This window comes from Arthrobacter sp. MDT2-3, assembly GCF_059090465.1.
Genome location: NZ_JBNHFS010000003.1, coordinates 232,073 through 257,709, shown reverse-complemented (window position 1 = coordinate 257,709; position 25,637 = coordinate 232,073). Strand labels below are relative to the sequence as shown.

At 66.8% G+C, this 25,637-nt stretch carries 20 protein-coding genes; 5 read left to right on the top strand and 15 right to left on the bottom strand.

The genetic code is table 11. The annotated features are described in order from the left end of the window. Positions 1-113 precede the first annotated feature (113 nt). The 4 genes from AC5RUQ_RS11170 to nirB all read right to left on the bottom strand — a co-directional run bounded on the left by AC5RUQ_RS11170 (position 114) and on the right by nirB (position 6,019). Positions 114-971 (bottom strand): FAD-dependent oxidoreductase, encoded by an 858-nt coding sequence (locus tag AC5RUQ_RS11170; protein ID WP_493947394.1) that lies wholly within the window; start codon positions 969-971, stop codon positions 114-116. 217 nt (positions 972-1,188) lie between these two features. Continuing rightward, a complete protein-coding gene (locus AC5RUQ_RS11165; protein WP_493947393.1) occupies positions 1,189-2,337 on the bottom strand; it encodes a uroporphyrinogen-III synthase in 1,149 nt (382 codons plus the stop codon). A 14-nt stretch (positions 2,338-2,351) separates the two neighbouring features. Beyond that, on the bottom strand, positions 2,352-3,386 hold the full coding sequence (cobA, locus tag AC5RUQ_RS11160; protein ID WP_493947392.1) for a uroporphyrinogen-III C-methyltransferase: 1,035 nt from the start codon (positions 3,384-3,386) through the stop codon (positions 2,352-2,354). A 2-nt stretch (positions 3,387-3,388) separates the two neighbouring features. Then, complete coding sequence (gene nirB, locus AC5RUQ_RS11155; RefSeq protein WP_493947391.1) at positions 3,389-6,019, bottom strand: nitrite reductase large subunit NirB; 2,631 nt, start codon at positions 6,017-6,019, stop codon at positions 3,389-3,391. A gap of 270 nt (positions 6,020-6,289) precedes the next feature. Here nirB and nirD point away from each other — a divergent pair, with 270 nt between their 5' ends. Beyond that, positions 6,290-6,670, top strand: a complete 381-nt coding sequence (gene nirD, locus AC5RUQ_RS11150) for a nitrite reductase small subunit NirD (RefSeq protein WP_493947390.1) — start codon at positions 6,290-6,292, stop codon at positions 6,668-6,670. Between the two features lie 26 nt (positions 6,671-6,696). Here nirD and AC5RUQ_RS11145 read toward each other — a convergent pair whose 3' ends face one another. Both AC5RUQ_RS11145 and AC5RUQ_RS11140 read right to left on the bottom strand, forming a co-directional pair. After that, the gene (locus AC5RUQ_RS11145; protein WP_493947389.1) at positions 6,697-8,448 is read right to left on the bottom strand and encodes a phospho-sugar mutase; all 1,752 of its coding nucleotides are present in this window, start codon (positions 8,446-8,448) and stop codon (positions 6,697-6,699) included. 135 nt (positions 8,449-8,583) lie between these two features. Next, entirely contained in the window at positions 8,584-9,402 is an 819-nt protein-coding gene (locus tag AC5RUQ_RS11140; protein WP_493947388.1) for a purine-nucleoside phosphorylase, read from the bottom strand. 106 nt (positions 9,403-9,508) lie between these two features. Here AC5RUQ_RS11140 and AC5RUQ_RS11135 point away from each other — a divergent pair, with 106 nt between their 5' ends. The 3 genes from AC5RUQ_RS11135 (at position 9,509) to AC5RUQ_RS11125 (ending at position 11,507) form a co-directional block, all read left to right on the top strand. Beyond that, entirely contained in the window at positions 9,509-10,924 is a 1,416-nt protein-coding gene (locus AC5RUQ_RS11135) for an NAD(P)H-quinone dehydrogenase (protein ID WP_493947387.1), read from the top strand. A gap of 125 nt (positions 10,925-11,049) precedes the next feature. After that, complete coding sequence (locus AC5RUQ_RS11130) at positions 11,050-11,310, top strand: hypothetical protein (RefSeq protein ID WP_493947386.1); 261 nt, start codon at positions 11,050-11,052, stop codon at positions 11,308-11,310. A gap of 11 nt (positions 11,311-11,321) precedes the next feature. Continuing rightward, complete coding sequence (locus AC5RUQ_RS11125; protein ID WP_493947385.1) at positions 11,322-11,507, top strand: PspC domain-containing protein; 186 nt, start codon at positions 11,322-11,324, stop codon at positions 11,505-11,507. Positions 11,508-11,548: 41 nt separating this feature from the next. On the opposite strand, the gene AC5RUQ_RS11120 is transcribed toward AC5RUQ_RS11125, so the two are convergent. The 3 genes from AC5RUQ_RS11120 to AC5RUQ_RS11110 are packed head-to-tail and all read right to left on the bottom strand — an operon-like array spanning position 11,549 to position 16,819. Continuing rightward, positions 11,549-13,108 (bottom strand): FAD-dependent oxidoreductase, encoded by a 1,560-nt coding sequence (locus AC5RUQ_RS11120; RefSeq protein ID WP_493947384.1) that lies wholly within the window; start codon positions 13,106-13,108, stop codon positions 11,549-11,551. Continuing rightward, positions 13,105-15,345 (bottom strand): molybdopterin oxidoreductase family protein, encoded by a 2,241-nt coding sequence (locus AC5RUQ_RS11115; protein WP_493947383.1) that lies wholly within the window; start codon positions 15,343-15,345, stop codon positions 13,105-13,107. Before AC5RUQ_RS11115 ends, AC5RUQ_RS11120 begins: the two co-directional genes overlap by 4 nt. A gap of 1 nt (position 15,346) precedes the next feature. Beyond that, on the bottom strand, positions 15,347-16,819 hold the full coding sequence (locus AC5RUQ_RS11110; protein ID WP_493947382.1) for an MFS transporter: 1,473 nt from the start codon (positions 16,817-16,819) through the stop codon (positions 15,347-15,349). Between the two features lie 276 nt (positions 16,820-17,095). Between AC5RUQ_RS11110 and AC5RUQ_RS11105 the strand changes: the two genes are divergently transcribed. Next, the gene (locus tag AC5RUQ_RS11105; protein ID WP_493947381.1) at positions 17,096-18,508 is read left to right on the top strand and encodes an MFS transporter; all 1,413 of its coding nucleotides are present in this window, start codon (positions 17,096-17,098) and stop codon (positions 18,506-18,508) included. Between the two features lie 59 nt (positions 18,509-18,567). Here AC5RUQ_RS11105 and AC5RUQ_RS11100 read toward each other — a convergent pair whose 3' ends face one another. From AC5RUQ_RS11100 to AC5RUQ_RS11075, 6 genes are all read right to left on the bottom strand, one after another. Beyond that, the gene (locus tag AC5RUQ_RS11100) at positions 18,568-19,305 is read right to left on the bottom strand and encodes a glutamine amidotransferase (RefSeq protein WP_493947380.1); all 738 of its coding nucleotides are present in this window, start codon (positions 19,303-19,305) and stop codon (positions 18,568-18,570) included. A gap of 31 nt (positions 19,306-19,336) precedes the next feature. After that, a complete protein-coding gene (locus AC5RUQ_RS11095) occupies positions 19,337-19,777 on the bottom strand; it encodes a YybH family protein (protein ID WP_493947379.1) in 441 nt (146 codons plus the stop codon). Positions 19,778-19,795: 18 nt separating this feature from the next. Further along, positions 19,796-21,607: an acetyl/propionyl/methylcrotonyl-CoA carboxylase subunit alpha gene (locus AC5RUQ_RS11090; protein WP_493947378.1), complete on the bottom strand. Its 1,812-nt coding sequence runs from the start codon at positions 21,605-21,607 to the stop codon at positions 19,796-19,798. Positions 21,608-21,737: 130 nt separating this feature from the next. After that, positions 21,738-22,382 carry a Maf family protein gene (locus tag AC5RUQ_RS11085; RefSeq protein WP_493947377.1) on the bottom strand — a complete coding sequence of 215 codons (645 nt, stop codon included), beginning with the start codon at positions 22,380-22,382 and terminating at the stop codon, positions 21,738-21,740. A 9-nt stretch (positions 22,383-22,391) separates the two neighbouring features. After that, on the bottom strand, positions 22,392-24,914 hold the full coding sequence (locus AC5RUQ_RS11080) for an MMPL family transporter (protein ID WP_493947376.1): 2,523 nt from the start codon (positions 24,912-24,914) through the stop codon (positions 22,392-22,394). A gap of 18 nt (positions 24,915-24,932) precedes the next feature. Beyond that, a complete protein-coding gene (locus AC5RUQ_RS11075; RefSeq protein WP_493947375.1) occupies positions 24,933-25,622 on the bottom strand; it encodes a TetR/AcrR family transcriptional regulator in 690 nt (229 codons plus the stop codon). Positions 25,623-25,637 lie beyond the last annotated feature (15 nt).

Below are 25,637 nucleotides of genomic sequence, written 5' to 3'. Positions count from 1 at the left end.
CCCGTGGGCCGGGCGTTGTAACGCCCATGACTCGTTTCGGGAACCATCTTGCCACAGCAGGAGCGGCCCTCAGCAGGAAGCCCGGCCGGGCGCCCTCCTCCGGCCGACGCCCGTCAGGCAGCGGCCGGCAAAGCGGCAGGAGCAGAAGCCGTGAGCAGCTGGGTGGCGCAGGCGCCCGCCGCGGAAGCGGCAGCAACCAGCAGGCCCAGGCGGACACCGTCGAACGCCGCCGCGTCACCGATGGCCCAGATGCCGGGGACGGACGTCCGGAAGTCCTGGTTGATGACAATCCCGCCGGTGGGCGCAGTCCGCAGGCCGGCGCTGGCGGCGAGCCCGTCCCGGGACACCCGCTCCTCGGCCAGGACCACCAGGTCGCCGTACATGCTGCTGCCGTCTTCGAAGACCACGCCGGAAGCCGCGAAGCCTGACGCAGAAGCGTGGGGCATAACGGCGGCCGGCCGGGCGGTGGTGCGGATGGGGCGTACGCCCTTGGCGCGGAGCACTGCTTCAGCCTGGCCGGCAGCAGCACCTGTGCCCACGAGGATCCCCAGCGGGCGCCTGCCAAGTTCCCTCGTGACTTCACTGACGGCTTCGCCGACGCGGGCCGCGTCATCAATGGTGGAGTAGCTAAGGCAGCGGCTGGCGCCCTCCACCGGGCTGGCCACCGGTGTTGATCCGGTGGCGATGACCAGCTGGTCGTAGCTGAATTCCATGCCGTCCGCCGTGGCGACGGTGCGGTTTTCCGCGTCGATGTGGCTGGCGGGCTGGCCGAAGCGGACGGAGACCTGGGGGAGCAGCGCCAGCTCCAGCAGTTCCTCCGGTGTGTCGTCCCGGTTGCTCAGCACGGTGATGGTGCCGGTGAACCGGGCGCGGTCAAGCTGGCTGACGAGAGCCTGCGCGGCCGGACCAGCTCCCGCGATGACGATGCGGGTGGTGGGAGCAGTGGAGGTGGAGGGTGCCGGAGCGGACATGTGCTGGCCCTTTCGCTGGCGGCCGTGAAACGGCCGGAACTTCGTGATGGAACCCAGCGTAGGCCGTTGCTTTTTCCGGCGTGTTTCCCTGCAGTTGCCGTTTAGCGGCCCTGTGTTCGCCAGTGTTTACCGGCCGGTAACAGAACCTGTGACGTGCTTCTCATCCGTCGGGCAACCGACACATTTGCGGCCGCCGCACAGCTGGAAGCAGGTACAGCTAGACGCGGATGCGGTAGCCCCGTTTGACCACCGTCTCCACCAGCCGTCCGTCCGGCAGTGAGGAACGGAGCCGGCTGACGGTCATGTCCAGGGCGTGCACCGATCCGCGCAGTTCCAGCAGTTCGGACAGCGATTCGCGGGACAGGACGGCACCCCCGGCGCCAAGCAGTGCCCGGAGCAGCAGCAGCGGGGCGGGGGCCAGTTCCACGGGCTGGCCGTCAATGCGCAGGCTTCGTCCACGCAGTTCGATGTTGCCGGACCTGGTATCCAGCCGCCGGACGTGGTTCAGGGCGAGGTGCTCACATACAAGCCGGATGAGCGCGCCCATCCGGAACCGTTCCGGAACCAGGGGCGTCACCCCGGCGTCGAGCAGGGGCTGCGCCGTGACTGGCCCCACCACTGCGGTAGTGACGTTGGTCTTCAGGCTTTCGATCAGCTGTTTGTAGACACCCATCTCATGGGCAGTGCTCCACATGGCGTCGACGGCGGGCGCACTGGTGAAGGTCAGGACGTCCAGGTTTCCGCTGCACGCGGCCTCGATGAGGCGGGGAAGCCTGTCCGCGCCGTCGGGCTTCACCCAGCGGTAGGGCGTGACCGTCAGGACGTTGGCGCCGGACATGCGCAGGCGCTCCAGCTGCCGGACATCGGTGTAGCCGTGCAGCTGCACGGCTACGGTCTTACCCCGGACGCCCTCGGCAAGCAGCATGTCCACCAGTGTTGCGGTGGTCTCGTCGCTGCTAATTCCGACGTCGGCAAGCCCTGCCGCGCGTACCGCGCCGCGGGCTTTGGGGCCGCGCACGAACATCCGGCAGGCACCCAGGGTTTCCAGCAGCTCGTCGCCGATCCCGAAGGAGTCGGCGGCTTCACACCAGCGGCGCATGCCGTAGGCGGTGGTGGCGATGCAGAGGTCCGGCTTGGCCGCGATGATGGCCCTGGTGTCCTCGATAAGGCGCATGTCCTCCTGCACGGGAGCGATTTTCAGTGCGGGAGCGTGCAGCACCTCCGCGCCGCGGCGTTCCAGGGCCTCGATCAGGTCCTGGGAGCGCCGGTGCGAGGTGACACCGATGCGGAAACCCTCCAGCGGAGCTTCTGTGGCGTCGGGCGCTTCTTCAACCTGCGGGGTTTCGGCCGGTGCAAGTGCAGTCATGGAGGTCAATCCTTTCACGAGCCCAGCAGCGAGGCCGCCAGCCTGTCCAGGTCGGCGGCGGCCTCAGCGTGCCCGCGGTTGGCTTCCGCCACCCGAACCACCTCACCGATGACCAGCACAGCCGGGTTGCTGCAGCCGGCGGCTGCGGTGGTGATGGTGCCAAGATCCGCGATAGTGGTGCGCTGCCCCGGCCGGTAACCGCGTTCAACAACGGCCATGGGCATATCGGCGCGCATCCCTGCCCGGCGGAGTCCGGCCGCGAGCTGGTGGAGGGTGCCGATGCCCATCAGGACAACGATGGTCCCGCCCAGGCCCGCCAGGTGGCCGTGCTCCTTTTCGGTCAGCGGGGCGTGCCCGGAGACCACGGTGAACATGTGGCTGACTTCCCGGTGCGTGACCGGGATTCCGGCGGCCGCCGGAACGGAGATGGCACTCGTGACGCCGGAGATGACGCGTACGGGCACCCCGGCAGCAACGCAGGAAGCGACTTCCTCCCCGCCGCGGCCAAAGACGTAAGGGTCACCGCCTTTGAGCCGGACCACGTTGTTGCCTGCGAGGGCACTTTCCACCATCAGCTTTTCGATGTCGCCCTGGCTGACTTTGTGGTGCCCGGGCTTCTTGCCCACATCCACCAGCTCGGCCGAGGTCAGGGACGCCAGCTCCTGGCACGGGGCCAGGCGGTCATAAAAGACGACGTCGGCGTCACGGAGGGCGTTGACGGCACCGACGGTGAGCAACTCGGCTGTTCCAGGGCCGCCACCCACGAGGGTGACGTGGCCCACTGGTCCGGCCGCCGGCTCGGCGGCGACCGGAATCCCGGTTTCCCGGCACCTGCCCAGCAGGGCCTCCCAGCCCGGCTGGCCGTCGTCGACCGCGGCGACCAGGAAGGGACGCTCGGGGAGCGGGCCATCGTGGCCGGCACCCTGCGGGGTGCTGAGGCGGTAGACGACGGCGCCGGCGGCTTCGTAGCGGCGGACCGCCTGGCGTGCGGCGTGGTCAGAGCCGGTGACCAGGACCTCGCGGCCGGTGAGATCAATGCTGAGCTGCATGCCTATACCTCATTCTCGCTGGTGGGCCGGACGGGAATGGAAGCCCCGATCAGGACCTTCCCCTTCTCCTCGGGAGTAGCCGGGCGCATCTGGCCGCGCTCGTCCGGGACGAAGGTGATGGAGTCGTCCTTCTGGTCGGGGGCGTTGACAAAGGAGCGGAACCGGCGCAGGCGCTCGGGGTCCTTGAGGGTGTCCGCCCACTCGTCGATGTAGGTGTCCACGTGCTTCGCCATGGCCGCCTCGAGGTCCTCGGCGATGCCCAGGGTGTCCTTGACCACCACGTCCTCAACATGCTTGATGCCGCCGTCGAGCTCTTCCTGCCAGCGGGCGGTGCGCTGCAGGCGGTCCGCGGTGCGGATGTAGTACATGAAGTAGCGGTCGATGTACTTGATCAGCGTCTCATCGTCCAGGTCCTTGGCGAGGAGCTGGGCGTGGGCCGGGGTGGCACCGCCGTTGCCGCCGACGTACAGGTTCCAGCCATCGGCGGTGGCGATCACGCCGACGTCCTTGCCGCGGGCCTCCGCGCATTCACGGGCGCAGCCGGAGACGCCCATCTTGAGCTTGTGCGGGCTCCGGAGGCCGCGGTAGCGCAGTTCCAGCTGGATGGCCATGGCCACCGAGTCCTGGACGCCGAAGCGGCACCAGGTGGAACCGACGCAGGACTTCACGGTGCGCAGGCTCTTGCCGTATGCCTGGCCGGATTCGAAGCCGGCGTCCACCAGTTCCTTCCAGATCTCCGGCAACTGCTCCAGGCGGGCCCCGAACATGTCGATCCGCTGGCCGCCGGTGATCTTGGTGTAGAGGTTGTACTTCTCGGCGACGGCTGCGATGACACCCAGCTTCTTGGGGGTGATCTCGCCGCCGGCGATGCGGGGGACCACCGAGTAGGTGCCGTCCTTCTGCATGTTGGCCAGGGCGCGATCGTTCGTGTCCTGCAGGGTTCCGCGGCCGGCGTCAAGGACGTACGCGCTGTTCTGGCTGGCCAGGATGTTGGCGATGGTCGGCTTGCAGATGTCGCAACCCGCGCCAGTGCCGTACTTGGCCATGATCTCCTCGAAGGAGGTCAGCTCCAGGACGCGGATGGCGTCGAAGAGTTCCTGGCGGGACAGTTCGATGTGCTCGCAGAGGGCCTTGGAGACCTCGACGCCGGACTTGGTCAGCTCGGTTTCCAGCAGCTTCTTGAGCATGGGAACGCAGGAGCCGCACTGGGTGCCGGCCCGGGTGCAGCCCTTCAGCTCGCCCAGTTCCTGCACCGGGGCGTTGCCCTCGCAGGCACCGCAGCCGTTAATGGCGTCGCGGATGCTGCCAGCGGTGACGTTGTTGCAGGAGCAGAGAGTGGCATCGTCCGGCAGCTCGGTTTCGGGGGCTTCACCGCCGCCCGCGGCACTGAGGAACGCACCCGGCTCGGCGGGAAGTTCGCGGCCCAGCAGCGGGCGCAGGCTCATGTACGGTGAAGCGTCGCCCACGAAGATGCCGCCCAGGAGGGTCTTGGCATCGTCGGTGGTGACGATCTTCTGGTAAACGCCGCGGGCGGGGTCGGCGTAGACAATTTCCAGGGCGTGCTCGGTCTTGGCGAAGGCGTCACCGAAGCTGGCGACGTCCACCCCGGAGAGTTTCAGCTTCGTGGCGGTGTCAAAGCCGGGGAAGGTGGCGTCGCCGCCGTGCAGGCGGTCGGCCACGATCTCGGCCATGGTGTTGGCGGGGGCCACCAGGCCCAGGCACATGCCTCCGTAGTTTGCCACTTCACCGATGGCCCAGATGCCGGGTACTTCCGTGGCGCAGTAGTCGTTGATGACCACGCCGCCGCGCTGGCCGAGGCTGAACAGCTGCTCCTCGCCTTCGGCCGCCCGGAACAGTTCGTCGCGCGGGCGGACGCCGATGGCGACGATGACGAGGTCTGCGTCGATGACGCGGCCGTCAGCCATCAGGACGCCGGTGACCTGTCCGTCGTCGTCGGTCAAGACTTCCGACGGGAAGACGCCGCCGTGGACTTCGAAGCCCTTGGCCTTGATGAGCCGGCCCATTGCCTGGCCCGCGCCTTCGTCGAGCTGGGTGGCCATCAGCCACTGGGAACCGTCGATGACGATGGGGTTGGCCCCCAGCTGTTCCGTGCCGGCCGCGGACTCGAGCCCGAGAAGGCCTCCACCGATGGTGACCGCGTTGACCTTGCGTCCGAGCTTCCCGGTGAGTTCGGCAATGGCCTTGTTGATGGCCCAGACATCTTCCAGCGTCCGGTAGACGTGTGTGTGCTCGGCGCCGGGGATCGGCAGGCGGGCGGCATTCGAACCGGTCGCGACAACAAGTTCGTCGTATTCGAAGACGTTGCCCGCCGCGGTCTCCACGTACTTGGCTTCGTGGTTGATCTTGATGACGCGCTCGCCGGTCTTCAGGGACATGGCCTCGTGGTCCCACATGCTCGCCTCGCCGAGAGTGAGGTCGTAGTCCATTTCCGTCAGGGCCTTGCTGAGTGCCACGCGGTCGTAGGGGAGGTGGGCTTCCTCAGTGAGGACCGTGACATGCCAACCATCGAGGCCACGGGCATGCATTGCGTCCGCAAAACGGTGGGCCGCGGGGCCGCCGCCGGCGACGACAATGCGGCGCGGAGTCTCTGTGCTTGAAGTCTGTTCGGTCACTGTGGGCCTTTCGCATGGGCCGCAGTGTGTTCCTGCAGCCTTCTCTGTCGAGCTGTCCATCCAGACTAGGGAGACGCAGTTTCGCTTCAGTTTCCCAATTGTTTCGTCAACTTAACTTCTGCATCACGAACGCGTTTCCGGCGGCGTGAGGTGTCTTTTACGCGCTGGACACATTCACTGCACCCCGTTGAAACACCGGGAGCCTAGCGTGGAAAACGGCCGCAGAGGCAGCCAATCGCAAGGACTACACGCACAGGGAGAGGGGCCGACATGACGGCAACACTGGAACTTGGGGCACTCGCAGCCGGCATCGACGAGGCCGTAACCGGCGCCGGCTGGCACCGCGTCTGCCTGGTGGATGACCTGGAACCGGCCTGGGGCGAAGCAGCCCTCGTCGGGGGACGACAGATCGCACTCTTCCGCACCGGACCCAACGAAGTTTTCGCGGTGGCACACGAGGACCCGGCCACCGGCGCCCACGTGATGGCGCGGGGAATCCTCGGATCACGGGGCGCCCGTCCCACCATCGCTTCACCGCTGCACAAAGAGGTCTACGACCTGGAGACCGGCGAATGCTTCAGTACCCCGGGCCTGAGCCTTGCAACCTTCAACACCCGGATCACCGACGGTTTCGTCGAGATCGAGCTTTAGAAGGTTTTTAGCGCGGGTGCCCGGGGCTACAGCCCCAGGGCCTCACTGACGTCTTGCAGCACCTCGTCCAACGCTGCCCGCGCTGCCAGCCGGGCTTCCGGCAGTTCGGCCGCGGTACCTACGTGGTGAATCACTTCGAGGTAGCACTTGAGCTTGGGCTCGGTGCCGCTGGGCCGGATGATCACCCGGGTGAGGTCCCTTGTGAGGTAGAGGAGCCCGTCGGTGGGAGGAAGCTGTCCGCTGCCCTCCGCCAGGTCCGTGAATACCTCCACCGCGGATGACCCGAAGGATTCCGGCGGGCTGACCCGGAGCCGGTTCATCATGGCGTCCAGGAGGCCCAGGTCCGCCACCCGGATGCTGAGCTGGTCGCTGGCGTGCAGGCCGTGCTGCAGGTACAGCTCGTCCAGGGTGTCAAAGATGGTCTTACCGTCAGCCTTGGCGGCGGCCGCGAGTTCCGCGATCAGCACCGCCGCGGAGATGCCGTCCTTGTCCTTCACAACATCAGGCGCCACGCAGTAGCCCAGGGCTTCCTCATAGCCGTACAGCAGGCCGGGCACCCGCGAAATCCATTTGAATCCTGTCAGTGTTTCCACATGCGCGTAGCCTGCCGCCGCGGCGATCCGGGCCAGGAGCCGTGACGACACGATCGAATTCGCGAACACACCGTTGCTGTCCCGGCCGCCGTCATCACCGTCAGCTGCGGCCAGCCGCGCCGCGATGTGGGCTCCCAGCAGCGCGCCAACTTCGTCTCCGCGGAGCATCCGCCAGGCACCGGTATCCGGATCCTTCGCCGCAACCGCAGCCCTGTCGGCGTCGGGATCATTGGCAATGACGATGTCAGCGGCGAGCCGTTCCGCCGTTTCCAGCGCCAGGTCAAGCGCTCCGGGTTCTTCCGGGTTCGGGAAACTGACGGTGGGAAAGTCCGGGTCCGGTTCGGCCTGCTCGGCCACGAGCGTAACGTCGGTGAAGCCGGCCGCCTTCAGCACCGCCTTCGCAGTTTCGCCACCCACGCCGTGCATCGGCGTGAGGACGATGCGCAGGTCACGGGCGGGGAAGCGCTCCGGAAGGACCAATGCCGCGGTGGCCTGCTCGTAACCCGCGGCCAGGGACCCGTCGAGCACTGTCCAGCCGCTGGAGGCAAGAACAATGGACTTCACCGGCCCCACCGCGTTGATGCGGGCCGCGATCTGCTCGTCATAAGGCGCCACGATCTGCGCGCCGTTGCCGCTTTCCGTGATGGCATGGCGGCCGAGGTACACTTTGTAGCCGTTGTCCTGCGGCGGGTTGTGGCTGGCCGTGACCATTACGCCGCCGTCGCACTCCAGGGCCCGCACCGCGTAAGCCAGCAGGGGAGTGGGCAGCGCCGCCGGCATCAGGAAGGTTTCTATTCCGGCCGCGGTAAAGATGGCGGCGGTTTCTTCAGCGAAGATATCCGAGTTGTACCGGGCGTCATAGCCGACGACGGCGCGCGGCCGGGTCCCCGGCGACGCCTCGCCCACTGCCGTGATGAGGAAGTCCGCCAGACCGGCCGCGGCCCGGCGCACCACCACCCGGTTCATCCGGTTGGGTCCGGGGCCCAGCGCCGCCCGCAAGCCTGCGGTGCCGAACTGCAGTGTCCCGCGGAAGCTGTCTTCGAGTTCCTGCCGGGCCGCCGGGGCGCCTTCTCCAACGAGCCGGACGAGTTCCAGGAGGGAAGCCGAAGTTTCCGCGTCCGGGTCCTGGGCAGCCCATTCGCGGGCTTCGGTGAGCAGGCGGGAATCGGCATCGGAGGACGTCATGGGCATAACGCTATCGTCATTGGCTCCCGATCTCTTGCTGCCCGCCGTCGAAACGGCATAATCCCAGCCCCTGCCCTGCTTCTGAAGCCGCGCCGCCTGGCTGGCTCAACAAGGGCGTGGCGGCCTCGCGCCGGATCAGAGTTTGGCGATGATTTCGGCAAGGAGTTTGGAAATGCGCGGGCCTGCAGCCTGTCCTGACTCAAGGACTTCCTCGTGGCTGAGGGGCTGCGGGCTGATGCCGGCGGCAAGATTAGTGACCAGCGAGATACCGAAGACTTCCATCCCGGCGTGGCGTCCCGCGATGGCCTCCAAAGCCGTGGACATTCCCACCAGGTCGGCCCCGATGCGCTTGGCGTACTGCACCTCGGCCGGCGTCTCGTAGTGCGGGCCGGGGAACTGGGCGTAGACACCCTCCTCCAGGGTGGCATCAACTTCGCGGGCCAGTCCACGAATCCTGGCGGAGTAGAGATCTGTCAGGTCAACAAACGTGGCGCCCTCCAGGGGTGAGGCGGCGGTGAGGTTGATGTGATCGCTGATCAGCACCGGCGTCCCGGGAGCCCAGTTTTCGTTCAGCCCGCCGCAGCCATTGGTAAGCACCAGGGTGCTGCAGCCGGCAGCTGCTGCCGTCCTGATGCCGTGCACTACGGCACGGACGCCCTTGCCCTCGTAGTAGTGGGTCCGCGCGCCCAGGACCAGCGCCCGCTTGCCCTCCTTGGTGAGCACCGAGCGGATGGTGCCCACATGCCCAACAACAGCGGGAGCGTGGAAGCCGGGGACCTCCTCGGCGGACAGGGTGGCGGTGGTTTCGCCGATGAGGTCGGCGGCCTCGCCCCAGCCGGAGCCAAGCACGAGGGCAACGTCGTGGCTGTCCACGCCTGTTTCCTCGGCAATGTACTCGGCGGCGGCGCGTGCGGCAGCAAAGGGATCGGTCTTCAGGAAGTCTGTTGTACTCACTGGTACAAGTTATCCTGCCGCTCCGCGCGCGCCCACCCTTTGGCCGGATCCGCCAGAGAACGTTTTCTTTGGTGGTCCGGCTGCGGATGCGGGAGAATGATTGATTGTGACTACGCATCCAGATTTCAGCTCACCCCGGATCGCAATCCTGGGAGGTGGTCCCGGCGGATACGAAGCCGCCATGGTGGCCGCCTCGCTCGGAGCGCAGGTCACGATCATCGAACGGGCGGGTCTGGGCGGCTCAGCCGTGCTGACCGACGTCGTCCCGTCGAAGACGCTGATTGCCACGGCGGACCTGATGACCCGCGTCGCCGAGGCGGGGGAGCTGGGCGTGAAGTTCGACGTCGACGGCGGCGACTTCGTGCCCGTGATGCGCGCGGACCTCAAACACATCAATCACCGCCTCCTCAACCTGGCGCGCAGCCAGTCCAAGGACATCCACGACGGCCTGGTCCAGCAGGGCGTGCGCATCCTCGCCGGCTCCGGCAGGCTCCTGGATGACCACACCATCGAGGTCCTCACGGCCGAGGGCACCGAGACGGTCGAGGCGGACACCATCCTCCTTGCGGTAGGCGCCCATCCGCGCGAGCTTGCCACCGCCCGCCCGGACGGCGACCGGATCCTGAACTGGACGCAGATTTACGACCTGGATGAGCTGCCCCAGGACCTAATCGTGGTGGGTTCGGGCGTAACCGGGGCCGAGTTTGCCTCCGCGTACAACGGCCTGGGCTCCAAGGTCACGCTGATTTCCAGCCGCGACCGGGTGCTCCCGGGCTCCGATGTGGACGCCGCAGTAGTGCTGGAGGAAGTGTTCGAGCGCCGCGGCGTCCGGGTCCTGTCCCGCTCCCGTGCGGAGGCCGTGGAACGGACGGACGACGGCGTGGTGGTCACCCTCAGCGACGGCTCCAAGGTCACCGGCAGCCACTGCCTGCTGTGCCTGGGCTCCATTCCCAACACCGCCGGCATCGGACTCGAAGAGGCCGGCGTGGCGCTCAGCGAGAGCGGCCACATCAAGGTGGACGGCGTTTCCCGGACCTCGGCGCCGAACATTTACGCCGCGGGTGACTGCACCGGGGTGCTGCCGCTGGCCTCTGTGGCGGCCATGCAGGGACGCATCGCCGTGGCCCACTTTATGGGCGACACCGTCACCCCGCTCAAGCTGCACCAGGTGGCGTCCAACATCTTCACCTCGCCGGAGATTGCCAACGTCGGGGTGTCCGAAGCGGAGATCGACTCCGGCAAGTACCAGGGCGATGTGGTCAAGCTTTCCCTGCGCAGCAACGCCCGCGCCAAGATGCGCAACCACAAGGACGGCTTTGTGAAGATCTTCGCCCGAAAGGGATCGGGCACAGTGATCGGAGGAGTGGTAGTGGGGCCGAACGCTTCCGAGCTGATCTTCCCGATCTCCATCGCCGTCAAGCAAAAGCTGCACGTGGACGATGTTGCCAGCACCTTCACCGTGTACCCGTCCCTGACCGGATCCATTTCAGAGGCCGCGCGGCGCCTGCACGTCCACCTGTAGGTTCCTGCACGGGAGTCTGGACCGCTCTCGTATTACCTGCATAGACTCCCTAGAGGACCGGCCGGGAACTTCATCGTGAATTTCCCGGCCGTCCCTGCATCAGCCATCGACGCAAGGAGAAGTTCGTGGAACTGAAGGACGTCACATGGAATGAGCAGGCAAGGGAGAAAATCCTGCTCGACGCCGACAGGGCCCTGCAGGAAGCGGTCCGGGAGGCAGCATCCACTTTGTCCAACGCGGACAAGGACGAGGTGTACAAGTTCCTTTTTGAGCAACTGAAGGACCAGTTCGTCGACTTCCAGCCCGGACCGGACCTTACCCGCTATGCGGAAGCGGTAGCCAACGGGGAACTTAGCTCCAACGGCGCTTCCGGCACGGAAGCTTAGGGGAACAGGTCATGACAACAGCCCTCATACGTCCCCGCAGCGGCAAGATGATCGGCGGAGTCTGCGCGGCGTTGTCCGCCCGGTTTGGTCTCCCCAAATTCCTGGTGCGGCTGGGCTTCGTGATCTTTGGCCTGGTGGGGATCGGCGAGCTGGTTTACATCGCGCTCTGGATTCTGATCCCGAAGGCACCGGCCTAGAAACTTCCGGGATTTCGGCAGGCTCAACTCCCGGGCGCTATTCAGGAAGTTGAGACCGCCTGAAAATGTTTTTCGATCAGCCCCTTGATGTCCTCGTGGCAGCCGCCGCAGCCAGTGCCGGCCCGGGTGGCCTTGGACACCTCGGCCACGGTTGAGCAGCCTTCCTCCACCGCGCCCGCGATGGCCGCCCCGCTGATGCCCGCACACCGGCAGACGGTTCCTTGGGGATCCGCAGCCGCACCCGGGAGCTGGTCCGGCCCGTCGAGGCGGAGCAGCAGCGACCTGTCGGCGGGGAGTTCCGCGCCGCGTTCAAACAGGCCGACCAGCTCGGCCGCGGTCCGCGGCATACCCACGGCCACGATGCCCTCCAGGACGCCGCCGCGGGTGGTCATCTTCACATAGCGGCCGTGTTCCGGGTCCGCCCACTGGGCGATCTGCAGCCGGGGCCGGCCGTTGACGGCACCGGCCGTGAGGATCTCCTCGTCCCACGGTTCAGCAGTGTTGTCACCAGCCACAGCCATGTTCATGCCGCGTGCCTTCAGGACAATGACGCCGGCCTGCTCGGCCGGCAATTCCGGCAACAGCTCTGCTGCCTCTGGAGCAGCGGACGCCAGGAGCGTGAGGTACTCGGCCAGCCATTCGGCCTGGCGCCACCCGGGTCCGACCAGCCCGGACGGGCCTTTGGCGTTCCGGCACTGCGCGCAGTCCGGATCGGGGCAACGGACTTCGGCGCAGTCGCCGATGGCGAAGATGTGCGGTTCGTGGTGGGCCCGCAGCCGGTGGTCCACCAGGATCCCGGCGGAGGTGGAGAGCCCGCAGCCCTCTGCCAGTTCCGTCCGGGGACGGACGCCGCACGAGATGACCAGGAGGTCGCCGTCGATCGCGGAGCCGTCGTCAAGCAGCAGGGCCGAGAACCCGCCGTCGGTCCCGTTGTGCTCCACCCCGGTGGAGCGTGCGTTGCCGGCCATCCGGACGCCGCAGCGCCGGAGGCTCGCAGCCAGGACGGCGCCGCCGCCGCGGTCGATGTTCCGGCCCAGCGGGTGGGGCCCGTTGTGGACCACCGTGACGGTGGCGCCTTCTTCCGCAGCGGCCAGGGCCGTCTCCAGCCCGAGCACGCCGCCGCCCAGGACCACCACCCGTTTGCCGCCGTCCACAGCCTGGCGCAGCACCTGAGCATCACGGAGGTCGCGGAGCGCAGTAACTCCCGCGGGGAGGACCGGCGAGGTGGGATCCGGGTTGATGCCGGTCAGGTTGGGAATCACCGGACGCGAACCGGTGGCGAAAACCAGCCGGTCGTAGTGCGCCACGGCACCGTCGGACAGGAGGACCTGCTGCCTGGCACGGTCCACGCGGCGGACCCGTACGCCAAGCCGGACGTCCACGCCCTCGGCAGCCAGGGCGTCGGGGTCGGAAAGCGCCAGGGCGTCCGCGGTGGTCCGCCCCACGCCGAGGTCGGCAACCAGCACGCGGTTGTACGCGGCTTCCGCCTCCGCGCCCACAACCGTGAGGTTCAGGGAGCCGCTGCGGACGGCAGGCAGGAGTTCATCAACCAGCCGGGCAGCCACCGGTCCGAATCCTACGATGACAACTTGCTCGCTCATGAGGCCTCCGTCGTTTGAAGCACGCTGGTTGAAACGGGGGTGGCAGCCGGCCGGACCCACACTTTGTTGAACTTGAATTCGGGCATCCCGGAGATGGGGTCCGTGGCGGCCTCGGTGAGACGGTTGGCGCTCTCGAGTTCCGGGAAGTGGAACGGCAGGAAGACCGTGTCCGTGCGGATTGCTGTGCTGAGCTCAGCCCGGCACAGCACCTCGCCGCGCTCATTGGCCACCGAGACGAGGACGCCTTCGGTGATGCCCATGGTGGCCGCGGCGGCAGGATGGAGCTGCAGCTTGGCCTCGGGCCGGGCCTCCAGCAGTTCAGCCACGCGGCGGGTCTGCGCGCCGGACTGGTAGTGCTCCAGGAGGCGGCCGGTGATGAGGGTCATGGTTTTCGCGGCCGGAGCTGTGGCGTCCCCAAGGGGGGTCCCGGCGGGAGTACGACGGCGGCGGGGCGTCACCGGGGTCATCACGGCTTTGCCGTCGGCGTGGGCGAACTTGTCCTGGAATAGCCTTGGGGTTCCCTTGCTGCCCGACGGATAGGGCCAGTAGGCCGCTTCGCCGCGGTCCAGCATGGCGTAGTCGATGCCGGAGTAGTCTGCGAGTCCGCCGGCTGAAGCGAGCCGGAGTTCCTCGAACACTGTTTCCGGGTCTTCGCTGTACGTGGACGGGGCGTCGAGGGCTTCAGCCAGCCGTGCCATAATCCAGAGCTCGCTGCGGGCTCCGGCGGGCGGGGTGAGGGCGCGGCGGCGGCGGAGGACGCGGCCTTCGAGGTTGGTCAGCGTGCCTTCCTCCTCTGCCCATTGCAGAACGGGAAGTATGAGGTCTGCCTCAGCCGCAGTCTCGGACATAAAGAAGTCGCAGACCATCAGGAAGTCCAGGCTGCGCAAGCCGTTGATGACAGCGTTGGCGTCAGGGGAGGCCACCGCGATGTTGGAGGCGTGGACGAAAAGGCAGCGGACGCCGTCGGGCTTACCCAGTGACTGAAGCAGTTGGACTGCCGGCAGGCCGGGCCCGGGGATCAGGTTTTCCGAAACGCCCCACACCTTGGCTACGTGGGCGCGGGCGGCGGGATCGGTGATCTTGCGGTAGCCGGGGAGCTGGTCCGCCTTCTGGCCGTGCTCCCGGCCGCCCTGGCCGTTGCCCTGGCCGGTGAGGGTGCCGTAGCCGCTGCGGGCCGATCCGGGCAGGCCGAGCAGGAGGCTGAGGTTGATGGCAGCCGTGGCGGTATCAGTGCCGTCCACATGCTGCTCCACGCCACGGCCGGTGAGGATGTAGCTGCCGCCCTTTCGCGCACCCTCAGCGAGCCGGCGTGCGGTTTCACGGATGAGTTCAGCCGGGACACCGGTGATGGACTGCACCCGTTCCGGCCAGAAGGAGTTCACACTGCGGGCCACGGCGCTGTAGCCCGAGGTGCGTTCCTCAAGAAAGGTGGTGTCCATCAGGTTCTCGTGGATGACGACGTGGGAGATGCCCAGCAGGAGGGCGAGGTCGGTTCCAGGGAGGGGCTGGAGGTGGAGGCCGCCGCCGTCGGCGGTAAAGGCAGCCGTGGCTGAGCGGCGCGGATCCACCACGACCAGCCCGCCGGCGTCGCGCGTTCCCTTCAGGTGCTGGACGAAGGGCGGCATGGTTTCGGCCACGTTGGAACCCAGCATCAGGATGGTGCTGGCGGTGTCCAGGGCTTCGAGCGGGAAGGGCAGGCCGCGGTCAACACCGAAGGCCCGCATCCCGGCGGCCGCAGCCGAGGACATGCAGAACCGTCCGTTGTAGTCGATGCGAGAGGTTCCCAGGGCGAGCCGGGCGAACTTGCCCAGCATGTAGGCCTTTTCGTTGGTGAGGCCGCCGCCGCCGAAAACGCCCACTGAGTCCCGTCCGTAGCGGGCGCGGGCGTCCTTAACGGCGGACACCGCAAGGTCCAGGGCCTGGTCCCAGCTGATGGGGCGGTGGACGCCGTCGGCGCCCTTCAGGAGTGGTTCGGTAATCCGGCCCGGGTGGTTCAAAAGGGTGGCGGAGGTCCAGCCCTTGCGGCAGAGGCCGCCGCGGTTAGTGGGAAAGTCCCGGCCGCTCACCTCGAGGAGTGCCTTGGCGGGCGCCCCAAGGCCGGGCCTCCCGGCTGCCGGCGGTGCTGACACGGGGACTGACCCCGGCTGGGAAGCCGGGGCCAGTTCCGCTGGAGACGTGAGCGTCATGGCGCACTGCAGGGCGCAGTAAGGGCAGTGCGTGTCGGCGCTTTTGGTCATGTTAGACGTGTCCCATCGCATTTCGGTTGGCGTTGCGGATGTAGAAGGCCCAGCAGACAACCAGCATCAGGACGTAGGCCCCGACGAATCCGTAGAAGGCCGGTGTGTAGGATCCGCTGGCGGTGTTGGAGGCGTTCAGCACCTGCGGGATGACAAAGCCGCCGTAAGCGCCGATGGCCGAGATGAGGCCGAGGGCGGAGGACGCGAGCCGCTGGGTCTGCACGGTGCTGGCTCCGGTCTTCGCGGCCCGGCTGGAGGTGGCGAAGATGATGGGGATCATCCGGTAGGTTGCGCCGTTGCCGAAGCCGCTGGCGGTGAAGAGCATCAGGAAGAGGACAAGGAAGAGCCAGAAGTTCTTCAGCGGCAGGGTCCAGATCATGGTGAGGGTGATGATGGCCATGGAAGCGAAGGCAGCCACGGTCATGCGTGCGCCGCCCATCCTGTCGGCCATGCGTCCGCCATACGGCCGTGCCAGGGAGCCGACCAGCGGGCCGAGGAAGGCCAGCGAGAGCGCCACGGTGCCTACTCCGATCGAGGAGAAAGCCGGGAAGTAGTCCTTGATGAGCTTGGGGAACACGCCGGCGAAGCCGATGAAGGAGCCGAAGGTGCCGATGTACAGCAGTGCCATGATCCACAGGTGTGGTTCCTTCAGCGCAGCCACCGAACCCGCGATGTCACCCTTGGCGCTGGTGAGGTTGTCCATGAACTTCCAGGCGCCGAAAGCGGCCACCAGGATGAACGGCACCCACATCCAGCCGGCCATGGGCAGGTTGACGGTGCCTACGGCCAGCAGGGTGATCACGATCGGGACAGCGAGCTGTGCGACGGCGGCACCCATGTTGCCGCCGGCGGCGTTCAGGCCCAGCGCCCAGCCCTTTTCCCGGGCGGGATAAAAGAAGGTGATGTTGGCCATGGAGCTGGCGAAGTTTCCGCCACCGAAGCCCGCGAGGGCCGCCACGAGCAGCATGACACCGAACGGGGTTTCCGGGTTGGAGACGCACAGTGCCAGGCCGATGGAGGGGATCAGGAGGAGCAGGGCGGAAACGATGGTCCAGTTGCGGCCGCCGAAGCGGGGGACCATAAAGGTGTAGGGGATGCGCAGGGTCGCACCGACCAGGCTGGGCATGGAGATCAGCCAGAAAATCTCGGAAGTGGAGAAGTTGAAGCCTGCAGCGGGCAGCTGGACCACCACGATGGACCAGAGCTGCCACACCACGAAGCCGAGGAACTCGGCGAAGATTGACCAGTTGAGGTTACGGCGCGCAATGGTGCGGCCTGCGGATTCCCACTGCTCCTTGTTCTCGGCATCCCAGTTGGCGATCCAGCGGCCGGGACGGAATTCAAGTACGGGTGCGTCTGTGGTGCGGGTAGAGCCGGGCTGTGCGCTGGCGGATGCGGCGGTTCCGGGCCTTGCGGTTTCGTCCAGATCAAGGGAATTGCCGGGTCCGGCATCAGCGGTGCGGTCAACAGTCACGGGGTACCTCCTTCGGGGGGATGTTGTTCCTCCACGGTAGGGACACCGCGTTTCACGGACAGACGATGTTTGTTAACGCGCTGTGACATTTGCCTATCGGCGGCCCGGGACGGACGTGAGGCAGGGGGGAAGGCCACACAGTGAGACGCACGGCACATGTCCGGATAGTGGACCTTTCGTCCATTCACTGGACCGCGGGAACTAATATTGAACTCTAACTATTTCGAGCCGGGCCTGAAGGCGCGGCCTGGCCGGTTCTCACGAAAGCGTTTACCTATGTCATCCCCCAATACCTCCACGGTGCCCGGACCGCCGCAGCCGGTGAACTCACGCGGCCGCGTGATCGTCGCCAGCCTGATCGGCACCACGGTTGAGTTCTACGACTTCTATGTCTATGCGACGGCGGCCGTACTGGTTTTCCCGCAGCTGTTCTTCCCCAACCAAAATGAAACCACCCAGCTCCTGAGCTCCTTTGCCGTCTTTGGGGTGGCATTTATTGCCCGCCCGCTGGGCTCCATCGTTTTTGGACACTTTGGGGACAAGTTCGGCCGCAAGGGCACCCTGGTGGCATCCCTGCTGACCATGGGTATTGCCACGTTCCTGATCGGCTGCCTGCCCACCGCGCTGGTACCTGGCTGGGGATTCTGGGCTCCGGCACTGCTGGTGGTTATGCGGTTCGCCCAGGGCCTGGCCCTGGGTGGCGAATGGAGCGGCGCCGCGCTGCTGGCCACGGAGAACGCTCCGGCCAACAAGCGCGCCATCTACGGCACCTTCCCGCAGTTGGGCGCCCCCATCGGCTTCATCATCGCCAACGTGATCTTCCTGGTCTTCAGCTACGCACTGTCCCCGGCTGACTTCCAGTCCTGGGGCTGGCGCGTGCCGTTCCTGCTGAGCGCCGTTATGGTCATCATCGGCCTCTACGTCCGCCTGAAACTGATCGAAACCCCGGCCTTCACCAAGGTCCTTGAGTCCAACGAGGTGGCTAAGCTGCCCCTGGGCCGGGTGTTCAAGACGAGCTGGCGCCAGCTGATCCTTGGCACGTTCATCATGCTTGCCACGTACGTGCTCTTCTACCTGATGACCACGTTCACCCTGACCTACGGCACCCGCCCCTCCAGCCTCGACGCTGCCAGGGCCGCCGCCGAGAAGGCCGGAAAGCCAATGACCGAGGCCGCCGCGGCTGCCTTCGTTCCCGGCCTGGGCTACTCCCGGAACGACTTCCTGTGGATGCTGATCGCCGGCGTCGTGTTCTTCGGAATCTTCACGCTGGTCTCCGGACCGCTGGCTGAGAAGTACGGCCGGCGCAAGATGCTTCTGGCGGTCACGGGCGGGATCTTCGTCTTCGGCCTGCTCTTTGTCCCGCTGTTCAGCGGCGGATTCATTGGCACCATGGCCCTGCTGGTCATCGGCTTCTCCCTGATGGGCCTGACCTTCGGGCCGATGGGTGCGCTGCTGCCGGAGCTGTTCCCCACCAACGTCCGCTACACAGGATCGGCTGTGAGCTACAACTTCTCCAGCATCCTGGGCGCAGCGGTGGCTCCGTTCATTGCCGTGGCGCTTTGGGAACTGGCGGACGGCAGCCCGGTACTGGTGGGGATTTACCTGACCGCCATGGCCGTGCTGACCCTCATCGCCCTGTTCGTGAGCAAGGAAACCCGCGACGTGGACTACGAGAACAACGTGGCCTGACATATCGCCCTTGATTGATCAGACATGCCCGGCGTGGTCTACGGACCCGCCGGGCATTTCTATGTCCCCGAGGCGTAATGGGCCACGAAATTCTTCAGGATGTTCATCGGCTCGGCGACGGTGAACTGCCGGGCCTGCGCCATTAATTCCTCCGCCGACTCCGGCGGAAAGTAGCCGGCATGGCGGTAGATGTCGATCCTCGTGACGAGACCGTCCACGTCCAGTTCCGGGTGGAACTGGGTGGCGTAAAGGTTCCTGCGGACGCGGAACATCTGGACCGGGCAGGCGGCGGACCGGGCCAGCAGCACGGCGTGCGGCGGCAGGACCGTGCAGGCCTCCTTGTGCCCCGTGAAGGCGGTAAACCTCCTGGGCATGCCGGCCAGCACTGGATCCTCCAGGCCCGCGTCGGTCAGCTCAATCTCTGCGGCGCCGAGTGGTTCTCCGAAGGTTCTGTCGATCACGGCGCCCTGGTGCGTTCCGAGGGTGCCAACGCCATAGCAGGCACCGAGGAACGGAAAGTCCCGGGCAACTACCTGGTCCAGGAGGCCGGACAATTCACGTTCCACCCGGTGCTGCGTCGGAGTCTTGTGCTCGGGCGGGTCGCTGGACGTGAACGGGCTGCCGCCCACAATCACCCCCGAGTAATCCGCGAGGTCCAGCTCAGGCAGGGGAGCAGCCTCCAGCCTGATGCGCCGCAGCTCCTGGGGCTCCAGTCCGCCGTAGCGGAGATAGGCGGCGTATTCGTCCTCAGCGGCGGCGTCTTCGGCCCTTGACGCCAGGAGCAGGAAAGGCAACATCTGCTAAGTGTGCCTTTTCCGGCAGAACCTGTCAGCTGTTGGCGGGCTGGCTCAGGGACCGGCGGGACTGCGGCCGGGCAGCGGGATCAGCGTGGCGGTGCACAAGCTTCCAGTACCCTTCCTCGCGGCGGAAGACGCTGGTCACGCGGAGCGCGAACTCCTCGGCGACGGCGGCGCCGTCCAGCCGCGCGCGGAAATGTTCCGTCTCCACCAGGAAAGCAGTGTCACGCGCGGTGTAGGACGTGATGGTGTCGAACCCGAGCATCTCGCCGTCCTGGAACTGGCGGGCAGCCTGGTCCAGCCGGGCTTCCACCTGCGCCCAGCCGCGGGCAATGCCGCCGAAAGGGTTCGCCAGCGTCACGTCGTGAAGCCGGGAGTACAGTTCCTTGACAGGTCCGGGGTTGCCCCTGGTGATTTCAGGGACGGCCAGATGGTAGCGGTCCACTTCTTCTTCAAAACTTGGTGCGAGCATGGGGGCCTCCGGCGCTTGCTAGTCTTCGATGGTGGCAATGACGGCGCCGGCTGACACCGTTTCCCCGGGTGTGGCGGTGAGGCCGGTGATGGTTCCGGAGCGGTGTGCCGTCAGCGGCTGCTCCATCTTCATCGCTTCGAGGACCACAACGAGGTCTCCCTCGGCCACAACATCGCCCTCCGCCACGGCCACCTTGACGATGGTGCCCTGCATGGGGGAAGTCAACGCGTTGCCGGTCGCTGCTGCCGTACCGCCCGAGCGGGAGCGCTTCTTCGACTTGCCTGCTTTGGGCGCAGTGCCGGCCGAGCCGGTTCCCACGGAACCGAGCGAGGCCGGGAGTACTACCTCAAGGCGTTTGCCGCCCACTTCAACCACCACGCGCTGCCGCTCTTCGGCGTCCACATCGGTGCCGGCGCCGTCCGGAGTCCAGGCCGGGAGATTGTTCACGAACTCGGTCTCGATCCAGCGCGTGTGGACGCTGAAGGGGCCCTCGGCTGGCGCGAATGCGGGGTCCGAGACCACGGCAAGGTCGAACGGGATCACCGTCGGGATGCCCTCGACCACCATCTCTTCGAGGGCGCGGCGGGCCCGCTGCAGGGCCTGCGGCCGGCTGGCACCCGTCACAATGAGCTTGGACAGCATTGAATCGAAGTTGCCGCTGATCACGTCGCCCTGCTCCACCCCGGAGTCGATGCGGATGCCAGGGCCGGTGGGGTTCTTCAGGACCCGGAGCGTGCCCGGTGCCGGCAGGAAGTTCCGGCCCGGGTCTTCGCCGGTGATCCGGAATTCAAAGGAGTGGCCGCGAACCTCGGGATCGTCGTAGCCGAGTTCCTCGCCGCGGGCCAGGCGGAACTGCTCACGCACCAGGTCGATGCCGGTGACTTCCTCGGAAACGCAGTGCTCCACCTGCAGGCGGGTGTTCACCTCAAGGAAGGAGATGGTGCCGTCCTGGCCCACCAGGAACTCGCAGGTGCCGGCGCCCAGGTAACCGGCCTCTTTCAAGATGGCCTTGGAGGACTCGTACAGGCGGCGGTTCTGCTCCTCGGTAAGGAACGGGGCGGGCGCCTCTTCCACGAGCTTCTGGTTGCGGCGCTGCAGCGAACAGTCGCGCGTGGAGACCACCACAACGTTGCCGTGGGCGTCCGCCAGGCACTGGGTTTCCACGTGGCGGGGCGCGTCCAGGAAGCGCTCGATGAAGCACTCGCCGCGGCCGAAGGCAGCGGTGGCCTCACGGACAGCGGATTCAAAAAGTTCGGGAATCTCGTCGCGGCTGCGGGCCACCTTGATGCCGCGTCCGCCACCGCCGAAGGCTGCCTTGATGGCCACGGGCAGCCCGTACTGGTCCACGAAGTCAAGGATTTCCTCGGCGGACGTGACGGGGTCCGCGGTGCCGGGGACCTGGGGTGCGCCCACCTTCTCTGCGATGTGCCGGGCCTGGACTTTGTCGCCGAGGGCGGAGATGGCCTCCGGGGACGGGCCGATCCACGTGATGCCGGCCTCGATCACGCGGGCAGCGAACTGTGCGTTTTCGGCCAGGAATCCGTAGCCGGGGTGGATGGCATCGGCACCGGACTGGCGCGCGGCATCGATGATCTTGTCCATCACCAGGTAGGACTCGGCAGCGGTGTTCCCGCCGAGCGCATAGGCCTCATCAGCAAGGCGGACGTGCAGCGCGTCGCGGTCTGCGTCGGCGTAGACAGCAACGGAGGCGATGCCTTCATCACGGGCGGCGCGGATGATGCGTACCGCGATTTCACCGCGGTTGGCGATCAGCACCTTTGTGAGGGTCGACTGCGTGGGACGTACGGACTGCTCCAAATTTGCTGACAAGGCGTCTCCTTCTTTCCTTCAGGGAGCCTAGCGCGGTTTTGAGGGTTCCGCCGATATTACTTGCGGAATCCGCGTGTAAAGAGGTCGTGCTTTGTAGGGAAGCTACAAGACGCCCCGAATTGACCCCGCTTTATGCCGCCTGCCAGAGCTCAGTGATGCGCACCTGCGCCTGGGCGAGCAAACCGCGGAGCGTGGAGACGGAAAGGCCGACGACGGCGTGCGGGTCGCCGTCGACCTTTCGGATGAAGGCCCCGCCGAGGCCATCGATGGTGAAGGACCCGGCGCAGTGCAGCGGCTCACCGGTGGCGATGTAGGCGTCTATCTCCGCCGCATCCATGTCCAGGAAGGAAACCTCCGCCGATGCCACCGTCCCAAGGGTGGCGCCCGTGCCGGGGGCTGCGCCATCGTCGGGGTCTGTATCGCGGCAGTCCACCAGCCAGTGCCCCGTATGCAGGACTCCGGCGTTGCCGCTCATCCGCAGCATGCGCTCACGGGCGACGGCGGCGGTGTACGGTTTGCCATGCGCCTCGCCGTCAAATTCGAAGACGGAGTCGCACCCGAGTACCAGCGCCCCCTCCGCTTCCGGCAGCGCCGCCACAGCCTCCGCTTTCGCCCGGGCCAGCAGCAGTGCGGTGTCGTGCGGGTCGGTGACGCCGTACCGCGCCTGGACCGCCTCCTCATCGACGTCCGACACCAGGACCGTATGCTTGATGCCGGCCTCGGCGAGGAGTTTGGTACGGGCGGGGGACTGGGAAGCGAGAATCAGGCGGACCACAGTTTCAGCCTAGTGGACCAGCGCCTTTGGTGCCGGGGCCGCCTCGGGCCGGCTGAGCTTGGCGCCCTCCACATCGACGTCCGGCAGGATCCGGTCCAGCCAGCGGGGGAGCCACCAGGACTTCTCTCCCAGCAGGTACATCACGGCAGGAACGATGGTCATGCGCACCACAAAGGCATCAAGCAGCACGCCGAACGCCATCGCGAAGCCAAGCGGCCGCACCATGGTGAGGTGGCTGAAGATGAAGCCGGCGAAGACACTGACCATAATGATCGCCGCCGCCGTCACCACTGCTGCTGCATGCCTGAATCCCATCCGGACCGCCTGCTTGGCCGAGGAACCGTGCATGTACGCTTCGCGCATTCCGGAGGCAATGAACACCTGGTAGTCCATGGCCAGTCCAAAGAGCACGCCGATCAGGATGATGGGCAGGAAGCTCAGGACGGCGCCTGGGTTGGCGACGTCGAACACGCCTCCCAGCCAGCCCCACTGGTAGACGGCCACCACGGCGCCGAATGCAGCGGCGAGGGAGAGCAGGAATCCGCCCGTTGCGAGCAGCGGGACAACGATGGAGCGGAACACCAGCAGCAGCAGGATCAGGGAAAGCCCGACGACGATCGCCAGGTAGGGCGGCAGGGCGTCACCGAGCTTGGTGGAGACATCCACGTTCCCGGCAGTCTGCCCCGTCAGGCCCATCGCCACGTTGTACTCGGACTGGATTTCGTCGTTGAGGCCGCGCAGTTCCGAGACCACCTGGACCGTGCTGGCACTGGCCGGTCCTTCTTCGGGGATGACCTGGAAGACTGCGGTGCGGCGGTCGTCACTGAGGGCGACCGGTACGGCGGCCACGACGTTGTCCACGGCGCGGAGCTTGTCTGCGACGTCGTACTGGAGCGCCTGTGCCTGGGCCTCGTCCAGATCCGCCGGGAACTCCCCCACGGCCACGATGGGGCCGGTGACACCTTCGCCGAAGCTCCGCGCCGTGAGGTCATAGGCCTGGTAAGCCTCGGAGTCCACCGGCTCGGAACCGCCGTCGGGCAGTGCAAGCTGCAGTTGGGTGGCGGGCAGCGCGAGGGTGCCCAGGAGGAGTACACCGGCCAGGAGTGCCAGCACGGGATGCCGGGTGACGAGGCCGCCCCAGCCGCGGGTGCTGCGCTCGCGGTCCTGGGCTTCATCGGCCGCTTCATGGCCAGGTTGGGCATTGTGGGCGTCTGCTTTGACCCAGGCGCGCCGGGAGATGATGCGGCGGCCAATCAGGGACAGCATGGCCGGGGTGAGCGTGATGGCCACCAGTACGGCCACTGCTACGGTTCCGGCCGCGGCCAGGCCCATCACGGCGAGGAAGGGCAGGCCCGGCACTACCAGTGCGGCCAGGGCGATGATCACCGTGAGGCCCGCGAAAACCACCGCGTTTCCTGACGTGCCGGTGGCGCGGGCTACCGATTCCTCCTGTGCCATGCCGGCAAGGAGCTGCGTCCGGTGCCGGTTGACGATGAACAGTGAGTAGTCGATTCCCACGGCCAGGCCCAGCATGAGGGCCAGCATGGGGGAGATGGAGCTCATGTCGAAGAGGCCGGAGAGGGCGAAGGTGATTCCGACGCCCACGCCGACGCCCACCACTGCCATGAGCAGCGGCAGCCCGGCGGCGATCAGCGTCCCCAGCATGATGATCAGCACCAGGGCCGCGACGGCGATGCCGATGACCTCTGCGGCGCCGAAGAGTTCCGAAATGTCCTCGGTGATTTCCTTGCTGGCGTAGGCGGTGACGCCGGCTGCGGAGGTCTCATGGGCGATGTCCTGGACCTGCTGGCGGACGTCGGGGCTCAGGCCGTTGATGGAGGTGCTGAACTGCACCTGCGCTACGGCGGCGCGGCCGTCCTCGGAGACGAACCGGATGGCCGAGGAAGCTTCTGCCTGGCGCTTGCCCAGTTCCAGCTTCGCCTTGCTGGCTTCCAGTTCCCGGGCGCCGGCGTCGAGCTTTGCCTGTCCTTCCGCGAGCGCAGCTTGTTGCCCGCCAAGCTGTGCCTCGATGAGGGCTGCCGGGGCGCCGCCTGCAGCCAGCTGCTGTTCGGCGGCTGCAAGCTGCGCCTTGCCGGCGTCCAGCTCGGCGCGGGAGGCCTCCAATTGTGCCTGGCCCGCCGCAAGCTGCTGTTCGCCAGCGGTAATGGCCTGTCCGGCCTGGTCCACCTGCGCTTGGGTGGCGAATGGATCCACCGTGCCGCGGACGTCCGGGACGGTCTCAAGCTTCTTCAGCGCGTTGGTGACTGCGGCGCGGCTTTCGGCGGTGAACCCGGCGTCGGGTGCTTCAAAAACGATGGTGGCGGTGCCGCCGGATGCTGAGGGAAGCTCTTCCTTCAGCTTGTCCGCGATGCGCTGGGTTTCGGTGCCCGGAATCTGGAAGTTGTTGGACAGCGTGCCGTGGAAGGCAGCGGCCGAGCCACCCACGGCCACGAGGATGGCCAGCCACAGCGAGATGACCAGCCAGCGGCGGCGGTAGGAGAACTTGCCCAGGCGGTAAAGGAGCAGTGCCATGAAGGGAAACCGATCTGATCAGGAGGAACGGGAGTCTGAACGGGTAGAGGTAGGGGGCTGAACTGCCGTGAAACCGGACCCCAGGAGCGCCATGGCGTCGATCAGCAGTTGCCGGAGTTCGGCGAGCGACGCCGGTGCGAGGTCGGCACCGCGGCGGGCGAACCAGACTTCCATGGCCGCTTTGCCGCAGGAAATCACGGAGCCCGCCAAGGCACGGAGGTAGAGCTCGTCGTCGGCGCCGGGCGTTCCGGTGGCGCGTTCCCTGGCCACCGCGGTGATCTGTTCCCGGCAGTGGTCCCACGCTTCAAGTTCCGAGTGGGCCATCAGGGCGCTCTGTTGGGTGAGGGTGAACAGCTCGGCCAGCGGGGCAACGGTCATGGGATCTGCGAGGGCCATCAGGGCTGCCTGGGCCGACTGCAGGATCGGTTCCTCGGCCGGGCGGAGCCGAAACTGCTGGATCGCGTTGTCCAGGAAACCGTGGGTGACCGAAGCGAGGGCGGCGTCGGTGCTGCTGAAGTAATTGAAGAAGGTGCGCCGGGAAATTCCCGCGGCATCGGCGATGTCCTCCACGGTGAAGCTTCCGGGGCCATGGCTTCGCAGCAGCGAAAGGGCGGCGTCGGTGATTGCCTGCCGGGTGGCAGCCTTGTTCAACTCGCGCCGGGAAGGGCTTGCGGGCGAGGGGGCCGCCGGGCTGAGGGAAGGGGTCACGCTCTTACACTATGT

Bases quoted from the DNA above. Each gene is read 5' to 3' on its own strand.
- AC5RUQ_RS11080 (WP_493947376.1), bottom strand. From the start codon at position 24,914: ATGGCACTGCTCCTTTACCGCCTGGGCAAGTTCTCCTACCGCCGCCGC.
- AC5RUQ_RS11145 (WP_493947389.1), bottom strand. From the start codon at position 8,448: ATGACGTCCTCCGATGCCGATTCCCGCCTGCTCACCGAAGCCCGCGAA.
- AC5RUQ_RS11165 (WP_493947393.1), bottom strand. From the start codon at position 2,337: ATGACTGCACTTGCACCGGCCGAAACCCCGCAGGTTGAAGAAGCGCCC.
- nirD (WP_493947390.1), top strand. From the start codon at position 6,290: ATGACGGCAACACTGGAACTTGGGGCACTCGCAGCCGGCATCGACGAG.
- AC5RUQ_RS11120 (WP_493947384.1), bottom strand. From the start codon at position 13,108: ATGAGCGAGCAAGTTGTCATCGTAGGATTCGGACCGGTGGCTGCCCGG.
- AC5RUQ_RS11105 (WP_493947381.1), top strand. From the start codon at position 17,096: ATGTCATCCCCCAATACCTCCACGGTGCCCGGACCGCCGCAGCCGGTG.
- cobA (WP_493947392.1), bottom strand. From the start codon at position 3,386: ATGCAGCTCAGCATTGATCTCACCGGCCGCGAGGTCCTGGTCACCGGC.
- AC5RUQ_RS11170 (WP_493947394.1), bottom strand. From the start codon at position 971: ATGTCCGCTCCGGCACCCTCCACCTCCACTGCTCCCACCACCCGCATC.
- AC5RUQ_RS11125 (WP_493947385.1), top strand. From the start codon at position 11,322: ATGACAACAGCCCTCATACGTCCCCGCAGCGGCAAGATGATCGGCGGA.
- AC5RUQ_RS11100 (WP_493947380.1), bottom strand. From the start codon at position 19,305: ATGTTGCCTTTCCTGCTCCTGGCGTCAAGGGCCGAAGACGCCGCCGCT.
- AC5RUQ_RS11115 (WP_493947383.1), bottom strand. From the start codon at position 15,345: ATGACCAAAAGCGCCGACACGCACTGCCCTTACTGCGCCCTGCAGTGC.
- AC5RUQ_RS11095 (WP_493947379.1), bottom strand. From the start codon at position 19,777: ATGCTCGCACCAAGTTTTGAAGAAGAAGTGGACCGCTACCATCTGGCC.